The 21232-nt window shown below is 56.2% G+C and carries 20 protein-coding genes and 1 other RNA gene; 7 read left to right on the top strand and 14 right to left on the bottom strand.

Annotation, left to right across the window (positions count from 1 at the left end; genetic code table 11):
* Positions 1-81: 81 nt before the first annotated feature.
* Together dnaK and grpE are read right to left on the bottom strand one after the other, a co-directional pair.
* A complete protein-coding gene (gene dnaK / locus IT895_RS01440; RefSeq protein WP_085920327.1) occupies positions 82-2016 on the bottom strand; it encodes a molecular chaperone DnaK in 1935 nt (644 codons plus the stop codon).
* 123 nt (positions 2017-2139) lie between these two features.
* A complete protein-coding gene (grpE, locus tag IT895_RS01435) occupies positions 2140-2778 on the bottom strand; it encodes a nucleotide exchange factor GrpE (protein WP_085920328.1) in 639 nt (212 codons plus the stop codon).
* A gap of 197 nt (positions 2779-2975) precedes the next feature.
* On the opposite strand from grpE, the gene recN reads away from it, so the two are divergent.
* Positions 2976-4649: a DNA repair protein RecN gene (gene recN, locus IT895_RS01430; RefSeq protein ID WP_199284503.1), complete on the top strand. Its 1674-nt coding sequence runs from the start codon at positions 2976-2978 to the stop codon at positions 4647-4649.
* Between the two features lie 136 nt (positions 4650-4785).
* Here recN and fur read toward each other — a convergent pair whose 3' ends face one another.
* On the bottom strand, positions 4786-5238 hold the full coding sequence (fur, locus tag IT895_RS01425; protein WP_066316169.1) for a ferric iron uptake transcriptional regulator: 453 nt from the start codon (positions 5236-5238) through the stop codon (positions 4786-4788).
* A 72-nt stretch (positions 5239-5310) separates the two neighbouring features.
* Between fur and IT895_RS01420 the strand changes: the two genes are divergently transcribed.
* On the top strand, positions 5311-5754 hold the full coding sequence (locus IT895_RS01420; protein ID WP_085920330.1) for an outer membrane protein assembly factor BamE: 444 nt from the start codon (positions 5311-5313) through the stop codon (positions 5752-5754).
* 17 nt (positions 5755-5771) lie between these two features.
* On the opposite strand, the gene IT895_RS01415 is transcribed toward IT895_RS01420, so the two are convergent.
* Both IT895_RS01415 and IT895_RS01410 read right to left on the bottom strand, forming a co-directional pair.
* On the bottom strand, positions 5772-6089 hold the full coding sequence (locus tag IT895_RS01415; RefSeq protein ID WP_199284502.1) for an RnfH family protein: 318 nt from the start codon (positions 6087-6089) through the stop codon (positions 5772-5774).
* Positions 6079-6513, bottom strand: coding sequence for a type II toxin-antitoxin system RatA family toxin (locus IT895_RS01410; RefSeq protein WP_085920332.1), 435 nt, complete (start codon positions 6511-6513; stop codon positions 6079-6081). The genes IT895_RS01415 and IT895_RS01410 overlap by 11 nt, the downstream gene beginning before the upstream one ends.
* A 124-nt stretch (positions 6514-6637) precedes the next feature.
* On the opposite strand from IT895_RS01410, the gene smpB reads away from it, so the two are divergent.
* Entirely contained in the window at positions 6638-7129 is a 492-nt protein-coding gene (gene smpB / locus IT895_RS01405) for an SsrA-binding protein SmpB (RefSeq protein WP_085920333.1), read from the top strand.
* Between the two features lie 44 nt (positions 7130-7173).
* Positions 7174-7551: a transfer-messenger RNA gene (gene ssrA / locus IT895_RS01400) on the top strand.
* Between the two features lie 75 nt (positions 7552-7626).
* Here ssrA and IT895_RS01395 read toward each other — a convergent pair.
* Positions 7627-8055, bottom strand: coding sequence for a lysozyme inhibitor LprI family protein (locus IT895_RS01395; RefSeq protein ID WP_199284501.1), 429 nt, complete (start codon positions 8053-8055; stop codon positions 7627-7629).
* Positions 8056-8174: 119 nt separating this feature from the next.
* Positions 8175-8885: a metal-binding protein ZinT gene (locus IT895_RS01390; RefSeq protein WP_233337327.1), complete on the bottom strand. Its 711-nt coding sequence runs from the start codon at positions 8883-8885 to the stop codon at positions 8175-8177.
* Positions 8886-9071: 186 nt separating this feature from the next.
* Between IT895_RS01390 and IT895_RS01385 the strand changes: the two genes are divergently transcribed.
* Together IT895_RS01385 and nhaD are read left to right on the top strand one after the other, a co-directional pair.
* Positions 9072-10037 carry a calcium/sodium antiporter gene (locus tag IT895_RS01385; RefSeq protein WP_199284500.1) on the top strand — a complete coding sequence of 322 codons (966 nt, stop codon included), beginning with the start codon at positions 9072-9074 and terminating at the stop codon, positions 10035-10037.
* A 179-nt stretch (positions 10038-10216) separates the two neighbouring features.
* Positions 10217-11692 (top strand): sodium:proton antiporter NhaD, encoded by a 1476-nt coding sequence (gene nhaD, locus IT895_RS01380; RefSeq protein WP_085917687.1) that lies wholly within the window; start codon positions 10217-10219, stop codon positions 11690-11692.
* 36 nt (positions 11693-11728) lie between these two features.
* On the opposite strand, the gene IT895_RS01375 is transcribed toward nhaD, so the two are convergent.
* The 5 genes from IT895_RS01375 to IT895_RS01355 all read right to left on the bottom strand — a co-directional run bounded on the left by IT895_RS01375 (position 11729) and on the right by IT895_RS01355 (position 16484).
* The gene (locus IT895_RS01375) at positions 11729-14221 is read right to left on the bottom strand and encodes an EAL domain-containing protein (RefSeq protein WP_199285382.1); all 2493 of its coding nucleotides are present in this window, start codon (positions 14219-14221) and stop codon (positions 11729-11731) included.
* A 119-nt stretch (positions 14222-14340) separates the two neighbouring features.
* On the bottom strand, positions 14341-15012 hold the full coding sequence (locus IT895_RS01370; protein WP_085917686.1) for a glutathione S-transferase: 672 nt from the start codon (positions 15010-15012) through the stop codon (positions 14341-14343).
* Positions 15013-15149: 137 nt separating this feature from the next.
* Positions 15150-15725, bottom strand: coding sequence for an antibiotic biosynthesis monooxygenase (locus IT895_RS01365; protein WP_199284499.1), 576 nt, complete (start codon positions 15723-15725; stop codon positions 15150-15152).
* A 141-nt stretch (positions 15726-15866) separates the two neighbouring features.
* Entirely contained in the window at positions 15867-16250 is a 384-nt protein-coding gene (locus IT895_RS01360) for a hypothetical protein (protein ID WP_199284498.1), read from the bottom strand.
* Between the two features lie 6 nt (positions 16251-16256).
* The gene (locus tag IT895_RS01355) at positions 16257-16484 is read right to left on the bottom strand and encodes a DUF2835 domain-containing protein (protein ID WP_085917683.1); all 228 of its coding nucleotides are present in this window, start codon (positions 16482-16484) and stop codon (positions 16257-16259) included.
* Positions 16485-16592: 108 nt separating this feature from the next.
* Here IT895_RS01355 and IT895_RS01350 point away from each other — a divergent pair, with 108 nt between their 5' ends.
* A complete protein-coding gene (locus IT895_RS01350; RefSeq protein WP_085917682.1) occupies positions 16593-17240 on the top strand; it encodes a putative metalloprotease CJM1_0395 family protein in 648 nt (215 codons plus the stop codon).
* A 16-nt stretch (positions 17241-17256) separates the two neighbouring features.
* On the opposite strand, the gene IT895_RS01345 is transcribed toward IT895_RS01350, so the two are convergent.
* Both IT895_RS01345 and IT895_RS01340 read right to left on the bottom strand, forming a co-directional pair.
* The gene (locus IT895_RS01345) at positions 17257-19062 is read right to left on the bottom strand and encodes a putative bifunctional diguanylate cyclase/phosphodiesterase (RefSeq protein WP_199284497.1); all 1806 of its coding nucleotides are present in this window, start codon (positions 19060-19062) and stop codon (positions 17257-17259) included.
* 225 nt (positions 19063-19287) lie between these two features.
* Complete coding sequence (locus tag IT895_RS01340) at positions 19288-21222, bottom strand: methyl-accepting chemotaxis protein (protein ID WP_199284496.1); 1935 nt, start codon at positions 21220-21222, stop codon at positions 19288-19290.
* Positions 21223-21232: the final 10 nt, after the last annotated feature.

The following is a 21232-nucleotide window of genomic DNA, read 5'->3' as shown; positions in this document are numbered from 1 at the left end:
AAGCTTTTTGCGTCTTTGACGTGGAAACAGCAACGCGGGAGTTGCCCCCCGCGTCGCCGCCTACCTCGTCAGAAAGAGCGCTTACTGCTTTTTCTGATCGTCGTTGACTTCTTCATACTCGGCGTCGACCACGTCTTCATCGGGCTTGGCGTTGCCCTGCTCGGCACCTTCCTCACCCGGCTGCTCGGCGCCTTCAGCCTGCTCGGCGTACATCTTCTGTGCCAGCTGGCCAGACGCTTCAGTGAGTGCGTCGAGTTTCTGCTGGATCAGCTCCTGGTCATCGCCTTTGGTAGCTTCTTCCAGCTCGGTGATCGCGGTTTCGATGGATTGCTTCTCGTCATCGGTCGCCTTGTCACCAGCTTCTTCCAGCGTCTTGCGGGTGGCGTGGATCATGCCGTCCGCCTGATTACGCAACTGCACCAGCGCCTCGAACTTCTTGTCTTCGTCGGCGTGGGCTTCGGCGTCGCGTACCATCTGCTCGATCTCGTCTTCGGTCAGGCCGCTGGACGCCTTGATGACGATCGACTGTTCTTTGCCGGTCGCCTTGTCTTTCGCGGAGACGTTCAGGATACCGTTGGCATCCAGGTCGAAGGCCACTTCGATCTGCGGCACGCCGCGCGGCGCCGGCGGAATATCGGCAAGGTCGAAGCGACCCAGCGACTTGTTCTGCGACACTTGCTTGCGCTCACCCTGGACGGCGTGGATGGTCACTGCCGTCTGGTTGTCATCCGCCGTGGAGAAGGTTTGCGTCTTCTTGGTCGGGATGGTGGTGTTTTTCTCGATCAGCGGCGTCATCACGCCACCCAGGGTTTCGATGCCCAGGGTCAGCGGCGTTACATCGAGGAGCAGCACGTCTTTCACGTCGCCACCCAGAACGCCGCCCTGAATTGCGGCACCCACGGCCACGGCTTCGTCCGGGTTGACGTCTTTACGTGCATCCTTGCCGAAGAACTCAGCGGCTTTTTGCTGAACCAGCGGCATGCGCGTCTGACCACCGACCAGGATAACGTCGTCGATCTCGGAGGCCGACAGGCCGGCATCTTTCAGCGCCATCTTGCAGGGTTCCATCGAGCGCTGCACCAGATCGTCTACCAGCGACTCCAGCTTGGCGCGGGTCACTTTCACGTTCAGGTGCTTCGGACCGGTGTTATCGGCCGTGATATAGGGCAGATTGACATCAGTCTGCTGGGCGCTGGAAAGTTCGATTTTGGCCTTCTCGGCGGCTTCTTTCAGACGCTGCATGGCCAGGTTATCGCCTGACAGGTCAATACCGCTGTCCGACTTGAACTGGTCAACCAGATAGTTGATCAGCGCCAGATCGAAGTCTTCACCACCCAGGAAGGTGTCACCGTTGGTGGCCAACACTTCAAACTGGGTTTCGCCGTCGACATCGGCGACTTCGATGATCGAAATATCAAAGGTACCGCCGCCCAGGTCGTATACCGCGATGGTTTTATCACCGCGTGACTTGTCCATGCCATAGGCAAGCGCCGCTGCGGTCGGCTCGTTGATGATACGCTTGACATCCAGACCGGCGATGCGCCCTGCATCTTTAGTGGCTTGGCGCTGGCTGTCATTGAAGTAAGCCGGCACGGTGATGACCGCTTCGGTGACGGTTTCACCAAGGTAGTCTTCTGCCGTCTTCTTCATTTTCTTGAGCACTTCCGCGCTCACCTGCGGCGGTGCCATTTTCTGGCCTTTCACTTCTACCCAGGCATCACCGTTATCGGCTTCGGTGATCTTGTACGGCACCATCTTGATATCTTTCTGAACAACGTCGTCTTTGAAACGACGGCCAATCAGGCGCTTGATAGCGTAAAGCGTATTTTCAGGATTGGTCACCGCCTGGCGCTTGGCGGCCTGACCGACGAGCGTCTCACCGTCTTCGGTGTACGCAATGATGGACGGCGTCGTACGGCCGCCTTCTGCGTTTTCAATGACTTTTGCACTGTCGCCATCGAGCACCGATACACAGGAGTTTGTGGTGCCCAAATCAATACCAATAATGCGTCCCATAATAAGAACCTCGTATTCGGTTGTTTCAATACATCAAACTGGTTGCGGGATTTCCCGCGGGGTTGCCCCTTTATCTGGGGGCCACCTGAGACTTTTCAAGGCCCTTTTTAGGCCTTTACTGCGTTATGACTCACTCGCTTTCTGACTGACCACGACCATGGCCGGGCGGACCAGGCGTCCATTCAGCAAGTAACCCTTCTGCATGACCTCCATGACCGTATTTGGCTCCTGCTCAGGGTTCGGCACCATCGCCATGGCTTCGTGGACCTGTGGGTCAAACGGCTCGCCCTGGGGATCGATGCTTTCAACGCCAAACTTGCTCAGCACATCCAGCTGCATCTTCAGGGTCATCGAGACCCCTTCGCGATGAACCTCGGAGGCGTCTTCCTGCATCGACTCAAGCGCTTTTTCCAGGCTGTCGATGACCGGCAGAAGCTCTTTAACAAACTTCTCCAAGGCGAATTTGCGCGCCTTTTCAGCCTCATGCTCCGCCCGGCGGCGCACGTTTTGCGCTTCGGCGGCTTCTCTTAGCGACTGATCCTGGGCTTCTGCCAGACGCTGCTCCAGATCCTGCACCTTGGCGGCCAGCGCATCGACTTCAGCCTCATCCTCGACACGATCGACGACGGTTTCATCGTCATTGACAAGGCCTTCCAGTTCGCCTTCAACCAGGCGATCTTCAGCTTCTTGCTCCGGCGTCTCTGCTTCCTGCTCGTGGCGAGCCAGCTCGTCGTCCATCGGGGTTTGCGGTTCTTTTGCCATGCCTAGCTCCTGCAACGTTCGAGAGGCGTGCGATACGCCCAAATAATAAATAGCAACGTAAATTGGCTCTGCACCGTATATGGGGACCATAAAAGCCATCTCAAGTGGGCATTGAAGCGTGATTTCGACTACTGTATAAAACAACAATATTCAGACGCATTGACTACGCTCGTTCCGCTGCGCCTCAGGAGGCCCTCATGTTGACTCAGCTTGCCATTCGAGATTACGCGATCGTTGAGCACCTGGAACTCGACCTGACCCATGGCATGACCGCCATTACCGGCGAGACCGGGGCCGGCAAATCGATTCTGCTCGGCGCACTGGGCCTTTGCCTGGGCGAACGCGCCGACGCAGGCAGCGTGCGCCATGGCAGCGAACGCACTGACCTCTCAGCGCGTTTTGATATTCAGCATTTGCCCGCGGCAAGCGAGTGGCTTAGCAGCCGCGAACTGCCCAGTGACGAATGCCTGTTAAGGCGGGTGGTAACGGCAAGCGGGCGCTCCAAAGCATGGATCAACGGACAACCGGCCACGATCAGCGACCTCAAAGCGCTTGGGGAACACCTGGTGCAGATTCACGGCCAGCACGCCCACCAGGCGCTGATGCGCGAAGAAACCCATCTCGCACTACTCGACGATTATGCGGGCCTTCGCGACACCGCCCAGCAGCTGGCCGAGACGTACCGTGACTGGCGCAGCGCCAACCGTCGCCTCAAGCAGCGCAAGGAAGCCGGCAGCAAGGTAGAAGCCAAGCGACAGCTGCTGCGCTATCAGGTGGAGGAGCTCGATCAGTTGGGCCTTGCTGAAGGCGAACTGCAAACCCTTGAAGAAGAACAACACTCCCTGGCCCACGCCGATGAAACACTCCGCGAAACGCAGTTTGCTGCTGACTGCTGCGCCAGCGACGAGGGCGGGGCACTATCGTTGCTCAACCAGGCTTATACACATTTAAGCGCCTTGCCGGGCAGCGATAAGGGCACGTTATTTAACACTCTGGCGATGCTCAGCGACGCGCGCATTCAGGTCGAAGAGGCCGCCAGCGAGCTCAACCGCCTCGCCAGCACCACCGAACTCGACCCCGAGCGCCTGGCGTGGGTGGAAGAGCGTTTAGCGGACGTGCACCGTATTGCCCGCAAGCACCATGTGGCACCCGAAGAGGTTTGTGCACTGCATGCGGAGTTGAGCCGGGAAGTGGCCGAACTGGATAACAGCGAGAACGACATCGAGGCCTTGGGTGCCCAGGTAGCGGAACTTCGCGAGCGCTATCGACGTGACGCCAAGCACCTGAGCGAGGGACGCCAGAAAGCCGCCGTCCGTTTGGGGAAGGAGGTCCAGCAGCAGCTAAGTTTCCTGGCCATGGGCAAGGCACGCTTTGAAGTGGAGGTCACGCCCAGGGATACACCGGCGGCGGAAGGCGTCGATCAGGTTCACTTTTTAATCAGCGCCAACCCCGGACAGCCCGCCAGACCGCTCACCAAAGTTGCCTCTGGCGGTGAGCTTTCGCGCATCAGCCTGGCTATCCAGGTCGTCGCCGCGTCTCACTCAACCATACCAAGCCTAGTGTTTGATGAAGTCGACGTCGGGGTTTCCGGTGCCACTGCAGAGATTGTCGGCCAGCTGCTCCGCAAGCTGGGTGAAAACGGCCAGGTAATGACGGTCACCCACCTGCCTCAGGTGGCCGCCCAGGCTCACCAGCACCTGCACATTGAGAAACACGCCCGGCGCGATACCACCCTGACGCACATGGCCCTGCTGGATGAACAGGGCAGGGTCAGCGAGCTGGCCCGCATGCTGGGCGGCGTCAAACTCTCGGACCAAACCCTGGCCCATGCCCGTGAAATGCTCAATGCCAGCCAGCGCCAGCCCCACTGACGATGGCGGGTCGAAGGGCTGCTGGGCAACCGTGTATTTCAAGCGCGCAATAAAACGCCCCTAGGCCGCCTGGTATTTAAGCCAGGCAGCCTAGAGGCATTAGGGCGTGCATCAAAGCCTGAGCTAGGGTTAGCCCCTATTTCTTATTAGTCGGCCCGCTGTCCTGGCGTGTTACGTCCGATCCTCGGGGGCGCACGTACAACACCAACGCATGGTCAACTAATTCATAGCCGTGCTCTTCAGCGATTTCTTGCTGGCGTCGCTCAATGATCTCGTCAACGAACTCGACGATTTCACCGCTTTCCAGACACACCATATGGTCATGGTGGTCTTCTTGCGTCATCTCGAATACCGCGTGGCCGCCATCGAAATTATGACGAATCACGAGGCCCGCCGACTCGAACTGAGTCAGCACACGGTAGACAGTTGCCAGCCCCACATCTTCGCCCGCATCTATCAGTGTTTTATACACTTCTTCTGCGCTAAGGTGGTGCTGACCCGATGCAGTTTCGAGAATCTGCAGGATTTTGACGCGCGGCAGGGTCACTTTCAGCCCGGCTTTACGTAATTCATGGTTCTTATCGGCCATGGTTGCTCTTCGCAGTAACAGGTTAGGTCGGGTATGATCGACCGAAACCACGATAGTGAAGAATAGGCTCAAATGCAAAAATTGACTCGAATCATTACGCTTTCCGTCTCCATTGCCGTGATCAGCGGCTGTAGCTACGTTGGCGTGTATAAACGCGACATCCCGCAAGGCAACCTGGTCACCGAGGAAATGGTCGACCAACTGCAACCGGGGATGACCCAGGAACAGGTGACCTATGTGATGGGCCGCCCACTGCTTGAAGCGCCCTTTGATGCTCGCGAGTGGGATTACGTGTTCCGGCTCGACAAAGCTTACGCAGGGGTTGAACAGCGGCGTGTCACGCTGACATTTGATGACCAGGGGCGGCTTGCCAATATCGATCAGGAAGGCGATTTATCTGAGGACCTCCCTCTGGAGGCCGACACCACTAGCGGGCCGGCACCGGACATCACCGATCCCACTGAAGCGATCCCTAACGAGCCGAGGCAAAACACAACGCCCAATACCACCAATTGATGACGCGAGTCGTCGTCTTAATCGGCGCTCCCGCTCGCCTGGCGTTTTGCACGTTCACGGCGAGCGGCCTTGGGGTCAATCAGCAATGGCCGGTAAACCTCAACCCGATCGCCAGGGGCGACTTCATACCGCGATGGATCGCGTAGCGCCTGACCGAAGATGCCCAACGGCGCGTTTGCAAACGTTTCAGGGGCCAGCTCGGGGAACAGGTGGGGCAAATCTGCCAGGGCGACAGCTTCACGCGCCGTCGTCCCCGGCGGCACGCTCAGTGCAACCAGGCGCTGCTTGTGCGGAAGACCAAACGCCACCTCGATGGCAACGGCGTCATCGGCCATGGATCTCGTCGGCGCGGCGGGTAAAAGCCTCCACTAACTGCCCGGCAATCTGCTGGAACAACCTGCCGAATGCCATGCCCAGCAGTCGGTTAGCAAATTCGAATTCCATGTCCAGGCTCACCTTGCACGCACCATCACCCATCGGAATGAATTGCCAGCGCCCTTTCAAACGTTTGAAAGGACCGCTAACCAAGGACATTTCAATACGTTCGGGAGCAAATAGGTCGTTGCGGGTAGTGATCGATTGCTCAACGCCGGCGCGCCCCAGGGTCATTTCGCCGATCAAATGATCGGCGTCGTGCTCGAGCAGACGCGCACGCCGACAACCCGGCAAGAACTCTGGATAGCGTTCGAAGTCGTTGACCAGATCGAACATTTGTTTCGGGGTGTGCCGCACCAAGGCGGAACGATTGACGGTTGGCATTGACCTCTCCGCTGACTTCACAGTGCCCAAGGCGTATCATGGGATCATAGTTAAGACCTTGAATGGTATCATGCCTCCCCACATAACGAAGGGGGTGTCACAGACAGATCGAATATGAGGTTTCATGGCCACGAAAAAAGGTAAGAGCAAAGGCCCTACCAGCAACGTTATTGCCCAGAACAAGAAGGCACGCTTTGAGTATCATATCAATGAAACCTTCGAAGCGGGTTTATCGCTGGCAGGATGGGAAGTCAAAAGCCTTCGCGCAGGCAAAGGACAGTTAACAGACACGTATATTTTAATTCGCAATGGCGAAGCGTGGCTGCTGGGTAGCCATATCATGCCGCTGAACACCGCGAGCACCCATGAAATCGCCGACCCTACGCGGACGCGAAAATTGCTCCTGCATCGCAAAGAAATCGCCAAGATATTCTCTGTGACTCAGGATAAGGGCCACACCTGCGTCCCCCTGAAGCTTTACTGGAAGCGCAACAAGGTGAAGTGCGAACTCGCCCTGGTCACCGGCAAGAAAATCCACGACAAGCGGGCCACCGAGAAGGACCGCGACTGGAATCGTCAAAAAGGTAGAATCATGCGGGAACATAACAAGGCATAGCTGGTCAATTTCGGGTGAGCACGTTAGAATGCTCAGGTAACTAAGGGGGCGACATGGTTTCGACGCCGGTGACAAACCCTGCGGTGCATGCCGAGAGTGTGATGTATCTCGTAAATACCACATCACGAAAAATAGTCGCAAACGACGAAAACTATGCTCAGGGCGCGCTAGCAGCGTAAGCTGGTAGCTTCTTGTCCGGCCCCAAGGCGATGTGCCTATCCATCGCTGAGGGGATACGAGCTAAAGCTGATAGGACCGCGGTTGGCGGTGTCTTCTCGTCAATCGTTAAACTTTAGAAGACTCGCAAGGCTGAATCCTGATCGTCGGAGTCAGCCGAGTTAAAGCAAAAGACGAAATCTAAGCATGTAGAGCCAATGGGCGAGTGCTGGCGGACGCGGGTTCAATTCCCGCCGCCTCCACCAGACACCCCTTCAAATCAAGCACCTACGGGTGCTTTTTTTGTGTCTGTACGCCTTGCATCACATCAACCCGTGTCATTAGCGTGGGCAGCTCAAGTCGCCTTCTTCGCAATGCGCATGCTCCCGTAGCCTCTCCGTGCGCCGCTTTGTCAGCGTGGCAAGGCATCCGTTACGGACCATGGGTTGTGCGCTGCCACCTTCTACGCCGCTGCTCTCGAGCGCGCATTCGGCATCGCGAAAGCTGATCCAGGCCCGCTGGGCTTTTCGCAGTTGTTCGAGCGTTGCTGGACTTGCCTCCAGTTTGCGGACAAGCGACTGATACGCGTCGTTAAGCTCATCATCGGCTGATTGATACGCCTGCGCAGAACATTCCGTTAGTGCTAACTGGGTGCTCGCGTTGTCGCACCCCGTATCTGCGGTTACCACACTGCTCGAGACCAAAAGCCCGATCCCCAGCAAACGTGCAAATGAAGGTATTGCGCTTGATAAAGACCAATAGGGCGTCATGGGTCGACTCTTCACTGTTTTGTTTCACCCCATACAAGCAAAGCGCCGGCATTTCTGCCAGCGCTTTTTCACAATGCCGAACCTACCAGAAGGCAGGAGGTCCGTCTCGACCATCAATATCAGTGCGCCAGCATTTCATCGACGATCTCATCACCATCCAGCGCCGAAGGATAGTACGTCGGCCAGTTAGTGACCTCTTCCAGCAGCGCTTCGCGATCGTCGCCCCAGTAGAGGTGGAAATGGGACGCATCGGTGGGATAGATGCTGTGATCGCTAAACTGGATATATTGCGGCAGGTCATCAGATGGCTCTTCCAGCTCGAAGATAAAGCGGACACCCCGGTTGCCGGCCTCGTAGGTCAATATCTCATAGCCATCATATTGATATTCTCCCGTACGCTGCTCTCCGTCCTCATGGAAAGTGACGTTTTGCCCGTCGATCACGATACGGTTCACGTCCGTTTGATACCCCGTCTCATAATACGCCTTGTACTCTTCAGCCGTTTTATCGCCTTCCGAGGCTTTATAAGCAAATACCTCGTCCAACGTACCGTCTTCCAGGTATGGGTAGACGGACTGCCAGTCACCCTCCCAGTCTGAAAGAGGGCGAGCCTTTACTTGCTCGTCGTCAAAGTAGCCTGCATAGATATCGCTGTCATGGCTGTGGTCGTGGTCGTGGTCGTGGTCGTGGTCGTGGTCGTGGTCGTGGTCGTGAGCATGGTCATGATCGTGCGAATGGTCATGGTCATTGGCCTGCACACTTTGAACACCCGTAATCAGCAAAGCACTTAGCGCAACGGCACTCGCTTTTTGACGATATGTCATCAACATGTCGATATATTTCCTCTGCAAAATCACAAGACTGGAATGTCGAAAAAAGATAAGTTATAACATAACAAACGTCAATGACCCGTACGACCTTGTCGCCCTCAAAAATGCTAGGCGGAAACCGATACTCTCCGCTATGTTATGCCAACGCCTGATGCTTGCGGGCCAACACCGAAGGGAAAACGCAACATGCTACATGCTTTAAGCTTATTGGTGGGTATAGGCTTTTTGACCCTGGGCGGAGAAGCCTTGATACGCGGTGCCGTGGCAGGCGCGCGACGAGTAGGCGTCTCTCCCCTTTTGACCGGGTTGGTGGTCGTGGGGTTTGGCACCTCAGCTCCCGAGTTGGTGGTATCGATACACGCGGCCATCAACCAACAGCCCGATATTGCCGTGGGCAATATCGTCGGCAGCAATATCGGTAATATCTTATTGATTCTGGGTTTATGTGCTGTCATTTGCCCGATGACCGTTCAACCCAAGGCGCTTAGCCGAGACGGGGTCGTAATGGTCGCGGCGAGCGTGTTGTTTATTGGCTTGGCGTGGGGGGGTGCCCTGGGACGCTTTGATGCCGCCCTTTTCCTGGCTGGATTGATCAGCTATCTCGTTTGGGCATACCTCAGCGAACGACAGCAGACAATTCCTGCTGCCCAGATGCACGCCTCAGAAGCGGATGAGCTGAACGCACTGCCCAGAACGTCTTTAGGGATTATCATTGCACTGATGCTGGGTCTTGGCTTACTGATCGGCGGTTCCCAGTTATTACTCTATGGTGCGATTGGGCTGGCCAACGCCATGGGCATTTCAGAAGCGGTGATTGGCTTGACCATTGTGGCCGTAGGCACATCGCTACCGGAAATGGCCGTGTCGGTTATCGCCGCTTTACGGCGTCATGCCGATGTTGCCGTAGGCAACATTCTGGGCAGCAATATCTTTAATATTCTCGGTATTTTAGGTATTTCGGCGTTTTTACAACCTCTGCCCATCGCAGCACGCGTGACCATGTTCGATCAGTGGGTGATGCTGGGCGCTGCGGGCTTATTGGTGTTTTTTCTGTATACCGGTATGCGGCTATCGCGTCTTGAGGGTGCTTTATTATTAGCAGGCTACATTATATATTTGGCTTTAAGCTTTACAATAATCAATGCTGTCTAATAAGCAAGATTCACCAAATGACCATTACCTAAAAGGTTAATTTGCTAAAAAATGATCTTTAACGGTTAAGCACCGTAATATTCATTCGCTTTTATTACATATTGCAATGCAGTACAGGCTGATAGACTAACGCGGCTTACAAATCCTCCTATAATCCTAATGAAAGGAAACGCGTCGTCATGCCTTTTTTTCGCCCCTCCTGCCAGCCACGATTCGATCGTCGCTGGCTTTTTTTGTTGGCAGCCCTGCTGCTGGTTTTTAGCCCCGCCGTTCTAGCCGTTACGGGTGAGCTGGACCTGACCCAATCGGTGGTCGGCTTTTTTGCATTGGGTATTTTTGTCCTGGCCTATGCATTGGTCATGGCAGAAGAAAAGATACACATGCGCAAGTCCAAACCCGTGCTGGTCGCCGCCGGTATTATCTGGAGCCTCATCGGCTGGGTGTATGTCCAAAACGGCATGTCGGAGGCATCTGAGCACGCCTTCCGCGTGACGCTCTTGGAGTTCACCGAGCTGATGCTGTTCTTGCTGGTGGCCATGACGTATATCAACGCCCTGGAAGAACGCCGGGTATTTGATGCGCTACGTTCCTGGATGCTGCGCAAAGGGTTCAATTACCGTTCGCTCTTCTGGTTAACGGGTGGACTTGCCTTCATTCTATCGCCGATTGCCGACAACCTGACCACGGCCCTGCTGATGTGTGCGGTGGTTACCAAAGTCGCCGAGGGTGATAAGCGCTTTATCAACGTTGCGTGTATCAATATCGTGGTGGCCGCCAACGCGGGGGGTGCCTTCAGTCCTTTCGGTGATATTACGACGCTGATGGTCTGGCAAGCGGGTATTGTGCCGTTCCAGGACTTCTTTATTCTGTTCGTTCCGGCGCTGGTCAATTTCCTGATTCCTGCCGTGATCATGAGTTTTTTCATTCCCAACAAGAAGCCGGAAAGCGTACAAGAAGACGTCTGGATGAAGCGCGGTGCCCGGCGCATTGTGGCGCTTTTCTTACTGACGATCACCACCGCCGTACTTTGCCATACGCTACTGCACCTGCCACCGGTGCTGGGCATGATGACGGGTCTCGGCTATCTGCAGTTCTTTGGCTATTACCTGCGCCGCAGCCTGCCGCGCTCATTGGAGCGAAAGCGCGAGCGCTACAGCCGTCGTGGCGACAACAAGAAGCTGGAGCAGCTAGGTAGCGTCGTGCCGTTCGATGTCTTCAACCGCGTGGCGCGCGCCGAGTGGGATACGCTGCTGTTTTTCTACGGCGTGGTGATGTGTGTTGGCGGGCTGGGCTTTATGGGCTACCTCGGCTTGCTCTCGGAAGCGCTATATCTCGGCTGGAACCCCACAGCGGCCAATATTGTGCTCGGCATCGTCTCCGCCGTGGTCGATAATATTCCCGTGATGTTTGCCGTCCTGACCATGGAACCCGATATGTCACATGGGCACTGGTTGCTCATCACCCTCACCGCCGGGGTCGGCGGCAGCTTGTTATCGATTGGTTCCGCGGCAGGTGTGGCGGTCATGGGCCAGGCACGTGGCGCCTATACCTTCCTGGGCCACTTGAAGTGGTCGCCGGTCATTCTGCTGGGTTACGCTGCCAGTATCCTGGTTCATATGTGGCTGAATGCGGAGAGCTTTGCCTTGTTTGGCTAGCCCTACCAGGCGTTTTTGATTCATGCCCTGCCGCTCTTAGCGGCGGGGCTTTTTTTCATCAAACAGGTCATCAATGGGCTTGGGATGATCCAGCAAATAGCCTTGATAGCGATAGCAGCCATGGCCTTTTAACCAATCCAACTGGGCCTGGGTTTCCACGCCTTCGGCCACTACCACCAACCCCAAGCTGACAGCCAGAAGAATGATCGTATCGACAATCGCGGCGTCGGCCTTATCCGTCAGCAACTCACGGATAAACGATTGATCGATCTTGAGCTCATCGAGAGGCAGCCGCTTTAGATAGCTAAGGGACGAATACCCAGTACCAAAATCATCCAAGGCAAAGCGAACGCCCTGTTCTCGCAACTTGAGCATGGTGTGACGCACACGGGTCGGCTCGCGCATCAGTAGACTTTCGGTGACTTCCAACACCAATCGATTAGCAGGTGCTTGCGTCTGCTTGAGGCGATTTTCCACGAGATTGATAAAGTCGGGCTGCTGGAACTGAACCGAACTGACGTTGACCGAAATCGTCAGCGGTGCGTAGGCGGTTTGCCGCGACCACCGGGCAAGTTGCTGGCAAGCCTGGGTCAACACCCAGTCGCCAATCGGAATAATCAGGCCGCTTTCTTCAGCTAGCGGAATGAATTCGGCGGGCGAAACCCAGCCACGTGTCGGGTGATACCAGCGCAGTAACGCTTCGACGCCGGTCGTGACGCCCTTGTGGTTCACCTGAATCTGGTAATGCAGCTGTAGCTCATGGCGAGCCAGGGCATGGTGGAGATCGGCTTCCAGGTTCGCCCGCTCCAGCACGCTGGCCTGCATATCGGGGTTGAAAAAGCGCAGCGTATTGCCGCCCGACGCCTTGGCCTGCTGAAGCGCCATGTCCGCCTGCTGAAGGACGGCATCAAGCGAACTCGATTCGCCGCTAAAAAGTGCCAACCCTACGCTTGCGCTAATGGGCAATGAGCGGCTATTGCGTAATTCGTGAACTTTCATCATCAGCTGTCGCGCGATGCGCTCGGCCTTGGCGGCAGCCTCCTCCTGCTGGGGGTCCAACTGGTTGACCAGCACCACGAATTCATCACTACTGAAGCGCGCCAAAATGGCATCTTTTTCCAACGCCTGGCGGAGTTGTTCAGCCACATTGATCAACAGCTGGTCGCCGCTGGCGTGCCCTTGCAGATCGTTGACCAACCGGAAATTATCGAGGTCAACGACCATCAGCACACCGAACTGCTTGCTCTGCCCGTCTTCCTCTATGGTAGTGGCCAGGGACTCCATCAGCAGACGTCGATTAGGCAGGCCCGTCAAGGCATCGTAATACGCCAGATAATGCGTATGGGACTGCATCTCCAGATACTCGGTCAATTCGGTCGAGATCCCACACAAGGAAGGTGGCTTACCCGGCGTTAACGTCAGCGGCATCTTGATCGACAAGAAGGTTCTTACCCGGTCGTCGTGCCTGAGGACATTGCTTTCTTCCAAGGTGACTTTTTCACCCGACGCCAATACGCGGCGGTCCACCTGGACAATTTCGGCAGCCGTCGCAGGGTCAAAAAAAACGTCGTCGCGCTGCCCTATCACTGCCTCTGCGGGACGACCAAAAAGCTCGCAAATGCGATGATTGACATACTGGTATGTCAGGTCAGGCGATTTGATGTAGATATACGCATCCACGGTATCCAGAATCGTGCTCAGCATGGCCTCATTGGTTGCCAGCCGTACCCGCTGCCTGGCCACACGCCGTTTCAGTAAAAGGTTCACCAGCAGCGCCACGACCAGTGACCCAATCAATGCTGCCACTCCCCAGCTCAGCCACTTGGAGGTCTCGGGTGGACTGGGTGCTCCCGCCTGCCAGGCTTGAAGCGTGGCAAAATAAAACGAATCTGTATCCGCTTTCCAGCGCATCAGATAGTCATCAAGGCGCTCAATTACCGTTTGGGGAAGCGATGGTGACGCTGCAAAATAAAGCTGGACGGGCTGAAACATCAATGGGGTATCAACAAGTCCAGCCTCAGCCGCGCGCCACTCGCCAAACTGACGATTCGCTGCAGCGGCGTCAGCCTCACCGCTGGCAACCTTTGCAAAGCCTTCTTCAAAATTCGGAACGTTGATCCAGTCAACCGGTATATCAAAGCGTTGGGTAAGCGCTAATAGATGGTCTTGTTGAATTGACCCATCGACCACCGTCACGCGCTGTTCGGCTAAATCCACCACCGCCTCTATCGATAGCCCTTCCCGCTGGTAAATTTGTGACCAGCTGTGCAGTGCGGGTTCGCTATGAAAACTGAATCGTTCGGCCCTTGCCTCGCTCCATGCCACATCGGGTAACAGATCGATATCACCGCGTTCAAGAAGCGACAGGCAACGTTGCCATTCACAAGCAACCGGCTCGACCTGCCAGGCTTCACGCTCGGCAATGGCCGATAGCAGATCGCCAAAAATACCATCCAGGTCCTGCTGGTCATTCAGAAACAGTTTAGGCGGGTTGTGATAAACACCGACACGCAGAGACTCATCTGCCATTAGCGCAGAGGTTATCAGCAAGCTGCTAAGCGCGAGGACCGCTCGGCCGATGCAATAATCTCGTAACAGGCTCACGTTGGGGCCTAACCGGGTTGCCGTCAACGTTACCATGATGTTGCTTACGCCCCGGGCATGGTGAGCGGGCCTGCGCGCTCAACAACACGCTGCCAGGCTGAGTCAGCTTCAACGCGCTCGACGAAGCGTGCAATTGCCGGGTACGTCGACAAGGAATGTGTTGCTGCTACCGCCTGAAGGGGGAAGCTCATCTGCACATCCGCCCCACTCGGCCACGGGCTTGCAAAATGCTCGTGTGACGCCAGGTAGTCATCAATAAAGCGCAGGTGCTGATTGATTTGCGGATGCAAGAAAGTGCGGTTAACCGTCTGAGTAATGCCATTGGCGACCGGCTTGACCAACCATGGCGCGCGCTTGGGAAGTTGTCCGAACACCAATTGCATGACCAGCAGTGGCATCAAGGAGCCTTCTGCATAGTGCAACCAGTAACGATAATCGACCCAGTCATTGGCATTATCGCTATTTGGCTGGCAGCGGCCGTTGCCATAGCGCTGTAATAGATAATCGATGATCGCACCGGACTCGGCAACCGTCAGCTCACCGTCTGTGATCACCGGCGACTTACCCAGCGGATGTACTTCCTTGAGCGATGCGGGGGCCTGCTGAGTGGAAGCGTCACGTTGATAAACGATGATCTCGTAGTCCAACCCAAGCGTTTCAAGAAGCCACAAAATGCGGTGTGAGCGGGACTTTTCCAGATGGTGAACGTGGATCATAGTCACTCCATGGGCAATTGAGCACGCCAGCCATGAACTGGCGCCCGTCTTCCTTTCACTGTGCCCATTCAGCATAGCAGCGTTGGCCGCGTAGAAGAAAACCTCTCCATGACCCGGCAGCCAACGCTAACGTTAACTTAGGTAGTTCGTTCAGAAAGGCGCCGCAGGAGAACGTCCAATGGTGACACCTTACCTTCAAGCCAAGGCGCCAATAACCGCATCGAGAGTGGAATAAATACGAACACCATGATCGGCGTCAGCATCAGCGTGCTGACCATAACCCGTGGAAACATCGACCAACTGGCGAACGTACTACCGAATAGCCAATGGAAAAGCAGCGACACAGGAAAAAAGGCGAGCCACACGGCCACGGCCTGCTTCCAGCGGGGTGGCGCTGGCGAGTTTGCCTGGAACCAGGCATCGAGACCAACAGCGCGATGCTCATGCGGGGCATCAAACAGGCCCTGGCCACGGGCCAGCCAGGCACGCCGGGAAGCCGAATGCTCCCAGGCAGCCAGTGTCTCGGCACTGCTGAAACGAAATATAATCTGATATTCATCATCGTCGGCGGGCGGTGCCAACACCCCGGACCCCAGATAACCGGGGAAGTCCGCGGCCAGATGGCGGCCTTCATTCAACCAGCGGGTGAAATGCGGATAACGCTCTTTGGCGACGCGACGCGCCACCATCAAGGTGACTGGTGAGGCAGACATGGTATATCTCCTGATAGCTCAGCAGCCGTCGCCGGATAGGCAGGCTGCCAACGTTCCCGGCGGGTAAGCCCGGACGTTCATTGAAGCGATCAGTATAGCCTAGTCTGTGGCCTTTTGGTGGCCGGGACCCGCGGGGCGAACTTAACGGCTCGCCAGAGGGTGACGGCGTTCACCCCGCTGATACGCCCGCACATGCTGATAAATGTCAATGGCACTGCGCAACGCCTGTGCTTCATTGCGGTCAAGCTTCACCATCGAAGCTCCTTCACGGCCGTCGGTGCTCACCAGAGCCGCTACGTCCTCGCGGTGGCGCGTCAACAAATGTTCAAGGTGCATGCGCACAAGACGGACTTCCAGACGGAAAGCGTCCTGCTGTTCTTTGCGCCGCATAATCTCCAATGGATCAGTGGCGGCCTCCATGATGCTTTCCAGGGTATTGTTGACCAGCTTTTCGGCCATATTGAGGTTGGGAACCACCTCGTAGACGACCTCATGTAGTGACACGTCAGATTTAGTATCGGGCATATGAACTCAACAGATACCAAGCGGATGAATACTGATAAATCGGCCTGTCTCAGAAAACTTTAGTCGATAGTGACCGTAAACGCCGTCGTGGGTCATGACACGACGCAGCGCTTCTGCCGGGAACACCACCCGTCGGCCGTCAAGGCTGTACGTATAGACCTGGGCTATGCGCCCCTCGTAGTGCGCCAGGCACGCCTCATAGGAGAGGTTAATCACCACATCAATCGTCTGCATCGCCTGTTTTCCTCGCCTCTGAGGCTCACTCGTCCAACGTTAACTTGCACGACCGACTTGCCTCACCGATACTTTACGATACTTCTTTATTTTCATGGAGCGCTTGCCATGACAATCGCCGTGCTGGGAGCTGCCTCTCTGTCCGCTTGGGCATCACCCACGTTTAATGCAGGTTCGGCCAAGGTCACAACGGCTGAGCCCAAAGCAGCTAACGCGTCATCTGCAGAGCCGGAAGCCTCATCCGACGAAGTCTCATCCGACAATGCGACCCGCGGCGAGTCTGCGGGCCCAAAGCGCGCCGACGGTACGCCGATGGCCCCAGAAGAAATTGAACAGTTGGAGCAGCTCAAGCAGACCGACCGTGAAGTCAGACAACACGAGATGGCTCACCAGACGGTTGGCGGTGCTTATGCGGGCGGGGCAAGCTACGATTACGAGGTAGGCCCTGACGGCCAGCGCTACGCTGTTGCTGGCGAGGTATCGATCAATTACGGCCCGGTGCCCAACGACCCCAAGGCCACCATCGAGAAAATGCAAACCGTGATTGCCGCCGCGCTGGCTCCCGCCGATCCTTCGCCAAAGGATTATCAGGTCGCCGCCCAGGCCAGGCAATACCTGCTTGAAGCCAAGCTTGAAGCGGCCATGCAGACAAGCGAAATGGCCCAGGCACGCGCCAGCGCCGAAGGTAAATCACCGACCAGCGATGCAATGACTGACAGTGCACTGAACCCCAGTAATGCGCCAAGCGCCGCTTAAGCCCTACGCCTGACTGTTAATGTATCTTTCCAAGCGCGTTCCAATCGGCTCGTCTCGGCCACGCGGCTAGCCATTGTGGCAGTTCATTAGCAGGCATGGGGCGTGCGATACCGTAACCTTGTGCCAACTCACAGCCCAGGGCGATCAGCGCTTTTGCATGCCCCAGCGTCTCAACCCCTTCCGCCAGCATCGGCCGCTGAAAGCGATTTGCCATATAGATCACGCTTTCCACAATCGCCATGTCGTCCGCATCGCTTAACATATCGCGGACAAAGCTCTGGTCGATCTTGATCAGGTTCACCGGCAGTTGGCGCAAGTGGGTTAGTGATGAGAAGCCGGTACCAAAATCATCAATCGCAAAGTTGACCCCCAAGGCCTGGCATTTCGCCATGGTGTTCAACGCCGCTTGAATGTCATGCATCGCCGCGCTTTCCAGCACTTCGAGCTTGAGCATGGCCGGTGGCACACTGGGGTAACACGCTAACAACTCACCAAGGCGCTGGCTGAAGTTGTCCAGAAGCAAGTGCGAGGGGCTGATATTGACGTTGACGGGCAGCGAAATTCCCGCCGCTTTCCACTTCACCAGTTGTCGCATCGCCTCTTTCAACACCCACTCACCCAGGTCAACCTCAAGCGGCGTCGCCTCAATAATGGGCAGAAACTGGCTGGGTGCCAGCAGTCCTCTTTCGGGATGCTGCCATCGAATCAGGGCTTCCACCCCCACGACCTGCCCGGAACGCATATCGACTTGCGGCTGGTAATAAAGCCGCAGCTCATCGTTTGCCAATGCGTCCACAAAGCGCTGGCGTTGCTCGTGGCGGACCTGCAGCAGACGGTCATGGTTCGGATCAAAGACATGGAAGTTATCACGCCCCCGCTGCTTGGCCCGGTACATCGCCTGATGGGCATGGCGTAACAAGCCATCGCCCTGCGCCGGGTCGTTAGGATAAAACGTCACCCCCAGACTGACCGTCAGGTGGACCGTGTGTCCTTCAATGAAAAGCGGTCTCCGAATGGAGGCCAGCAGCTTTTCGAGGAATACGTCGTCCACACCATGATGGAGCAGCAGCACAAACTCATCACCGCCTACCCGAGCCAGCACATCGTCGCCAAACAGCAGATGACTGATACGCTGCGCAAAGCTCGAGAGCAGCGCGTCGCCCACGCTGGAGCCAAGACGGTCGTTGATGGCTTTAAAAAGGTCGATATCCAGGGAACATACCGCCAGCGACTGCTGCTTGTTTTCAGCGTGCTGTATGGATTCCTGGATAAGCTGTGTCAGCAGTTGCAGGTTGGGCAGTCCCGTCAATGCATCAAAGTACACTTCCCGGTTAAGATGCCGCGCATGGGCAGGAATCGCGGATAGATCCGCCAGTACGATCACATGGTGATCAACGTTACCCTCGGCGTCGCGCACCCGATTGATCGACATCATGCCGGGATAAAACTGACCGTCGTGGCTACAGTAACTCACCTGACTTTTACTACGATCACGAAGATGAAGCTCTTCACGCATCAACCGGGTGGTGCGGCTATCGTCCAACGGCAGAATACTGAATGCCTCTGGCGTCTTGCCCTCCACAGCGTCCAGCATGCAGCCGGTCAGTTCACTGAAGGCCGGATTGACATCGATCACGCGGTTTTCTGCGTCGGTTATAATTATGGCCTCGTTGGCATGCAGGAAAGCCGCTTGGGCGGGTCCTAGGGCGGGCAGGCGAGTAGCGTCCGAGTCGTCGGGCTCATCGGCTTCGCCTGGGGATAGCGATAAAGCATGGGAATGAGGCAAAGACTGCGCCTTTGGCGTCGTGAAAGACTGGCTCATACGTCCCAGCGCTCCTCAATTTATAATAGTCGTCAATGTATTTTTAGCTGCGTCAGAGGCCTCCCCATACACAGCAGGTTCATTATATCATCACCTACTGTTAAACCCTGCGCGACACGACAATCGTCGCTAATCAACGCATTACAAAACGCCAGGCACTGTCCTTCAGTCACAGTTCATATCAAGAGGGCGCTCCAGTCAGCGCCCTCTATGGTTTATATCGGCCTAACTAAGCATAACTTGATGGCTGTCGCGCACCTGATACGTATTCATTCTTCGGGTCATATCATCAGCCTGCTCATCCAGCGAACGACTGGCCGCCGCGACTTCTTCCACCAAGGAAGCATTTTGCTGAGTGACGTCCTCCAGCTGAACCATGGCCCGATTAATTTCCTCAATGCCCGATGATTGCTCATGGGTCGCCGAGGCCATCTCATCCATCAAGCCCGCCATCTGCTTAACGCGCTGGGCGATACGTTCCAGCGTATTGTTGGTCGATGTTACCAGGGTTTCGCCCTCGGCAATCTTGTTCACGTTGTTATCGACCAGTTGACGAATCTGGCTCGCTTCGTCAGCGCTCCGGCTGGCCAGCTTGCGTACTTCATCGGCCACCACCGCGAAACCACGCCCATGTTCACCCGCTCGCGCGGCCTCAACCGAGGCATTCAGCGCCAGCAAGTTGGTCTGGAAAGCAATATTGTCAATCGTCGCGACAATGCTGGTGACTTGTTCATTGGCTTGCTGAATGAGCTGCATGGCTTGCTGGGCTTGCGACGCCACATGAGTCGCCTCTTTGGCTTCCTCGGCCACTTCGCCAGTCATCTTCTGAGCCTGTTGGGCGTTGTCAGAGCTCTGGCGGACCGTCGCTGTGATCTGCTCCATACTCGACGCGGTCTGTACCAGCGAAGCAGACTGCTCTTCCGTCCGCTGAGCAAGGTCCTGGTTTCCTTGCGCGATCTGATTGCTGGCCACCGCCACCGACTGTGCGTTGTGTTTGATCTCAGCCACCAGGTTCTCAGTTACCGCCGACGATTCATTGAAGGCGCGATACAGCTGCGATAATTCATCGCTACCCGGCACTTTCAAACGCTGGGTCAGATCGTTACCGCGCGTCTCAATGCTGGACAGTGCCAGATGCAGCGGTTGCGTAATTGCCCGTACAATCAATGCGGCAACGCCTATCGCCACCATACTGGCCACCAGCGCAATCCCCGCATATTGCCAGAGCGCCTGCTGAGCTTCCTGACGCAACGCGGCTGTTTGAGTCACTATCGAATCCGCCACCTGGTCTTCTAATGCCTTCAAACGGCCGATCTTCACTGTCTGCCATTCGAACCATTCCTCTGGGTCCACGCCGTAGCCGCCCTCGCTGGCTTGGCTGATGGCAAGTTCGCGCCGCTCCAGAAGTCGCTCGATCTCCGCACCGCTTAGCGCTTGAGCAAGCTGTTCGCGACTTGCTTCACTGGTCAGGACCCGAAAGCTATCCAAAAAGGCCTGTTCCTCGCCGAGCAGTGATAAAAAGCGTCGCAACATCTCGGCTGACATGCCATCCGCAGCAAACGCATTCGACAGCAGCGCCCGTTCGATACCGGCCAGATCCTTGGCTTCCAATAGCTGATAATAAGCGCTCAGTTGGCGGGTGATATCACCTTCCTGAGTGAGATGCGCCAACGTACCTACAAACGCCATCAGTTGGCCGTTAATGCCGGTATAGTGACCAAGCGCCTCCCCCATCGTCACCTCCAGGTCATCAACGCGATCGCGAAGCGCCGGCTGGCGTTGCCAACGTTCATCAATCTCGCGCAGTTGCTGCTGGACGGAGGGCGTCAGCTGCGATTGATCCAGGGAAGCCCGCTCGTTATGAAACGCCTCGGCGGCCTCATCGGTGTTGGGTCGCTGCTGGCGAAGCCGGTTGCCAAACGCGTCACCCTCGCTGCCTAAAAATCCAGCCGTCATCCCACGCTCTAACTGCATCTGATGAACAACATCACCGGCACGCTGAGCAAGCTCAGTCATTGCATGGAGGCGGTCAAACTCCTGCAGCGAAGTACGACGTTCCATGATCCCCTGAATGGCAAACCAGGCCAACGCGAGCAACGGCAATAGCAACACGCAGGCGAATTTGAGCCGCATCGGCATGCGGTTAACGATAGTTTTCATTGCTTAGCCT

Source organism: Halomonas sp. A40-4, assembly GCF_015767635.1.
GTDB lineage: Bacteria > Pseudomonadota > Gammaproteobacteria > Pseudomonadales > Halomonadaceae > Vreelandella > Vreelandella janggokensis.
This window is presented reverse-complemented; position numbering and strand designations above follow the sequence as displayed.